Source organism: Corynebacterium sp. HMSC034E11 (genome assembly GCF_001835905.1).
Classification (GTDB): Bacteria; Actinomycetota; Actinomycetes; order Mycobacteriales; family Mycobacteriaceae; genus Corynebacterium; species Corynebacterium coyleae.
The window spans coordinates 107,515-108,498 of the sequence record NZ_KV826417.1 but is presented as its reverse complement, the minus strand read 5'-3'; the positions used below and the strand labels follow the sequence as shown (position 1 = coordinate 108,498).

The 984-nt window shown below is 61.6% G+C and carries 1 protein-coding gene; it reads left to right on the top strand.

The window, feature by feature from the left end; genetic code table 11:
- Positions 1–984: HNH endonuclease signature motif containing protein (locus HMPREF2690_RS12555; RefSeq protein WP_070820821.1), on the top strand; the 984-nt coding region annotated here is incomplete at both ends.

The window sequence follows — 984 nt, the reverse complement described above, 5'->3', positions numbered from 1 at the left end:
TAGAGACGCTGGCTGACTTCGACCTTGAGGTTGCGCTCGCCTCGGGCTTTGCACCGGATCGAGCGCGTGCCTGGTCGCGGCTGCGGGATGTGTATTTCGGGCGCACCAAGTTCACGCGCAAACAAAAGACAGCCAGTTCTTTAGCGCGAGGTTTCTCGCTGGACGAGCTGGTGTTGATCGAGCGACGCATCGCACCGGTCAAGGATACGTCCCAGCGGTGGGCACTGCGCCTGGCCTTGCTTGAGGTCGAAGGTGGCTACCGGGCGATTGAGGCGGCAGCCCGCACGTTGGTGCCGGCGGAGAAGACACCGGCGGTGGATGCGGCGAAATTTGGCCCGTCGCGAAACGGCAAACGCACCCTGCATCTGACCTACGACGAGCGGGAGATCTCCGACATGGAACACGCCGGGCGTTTAGGGATTGATCAGGATCGTCCGGCTGCACCCCAGATTGCCGAGAACCTCATTGGGATCTTCTTCGGCGAGGGCAAGGTCGCAACCGCAGCGCCGCGTCCCACGGTGTTGGTGCCGCTGCCGGATTATCTGCGCATCTTGGATGGCACTGGTGATGATGTTCTGTTGGCGATGACTGATGGCACCACCATGACCGGTGCGGAGTTTTTGGCCGCCCAGTTCGGTGATGCGTTGGAGGTAGCAGCGTTTCACCCGCAGGTCGGTGCGGTGAATCTGTACCGCACGCAGCGCCTTGCGAATCAGAAGCAGCGTGATTTGGCCAAGCTGGTCTCCCCGGTGTGTGCGTTTCCTGGCTGCCGTCACGGAGCAGACAACTGCGAGTTACACCATGTGGAGGCGTGGCGGCATGGCGGGGAGACCAATATTGGGAATCTGGCGCCGTTGTGTCGCTATCACAATCGGGTGAATGATGATGATCCGTGGCGGAAGAAACGTGGCCGGATCGTGATGGTGCGGGGTGCCCCAGTATGGATCTCGCCCCGCGGCTACCCGGTGAAAAACACCAACCGCG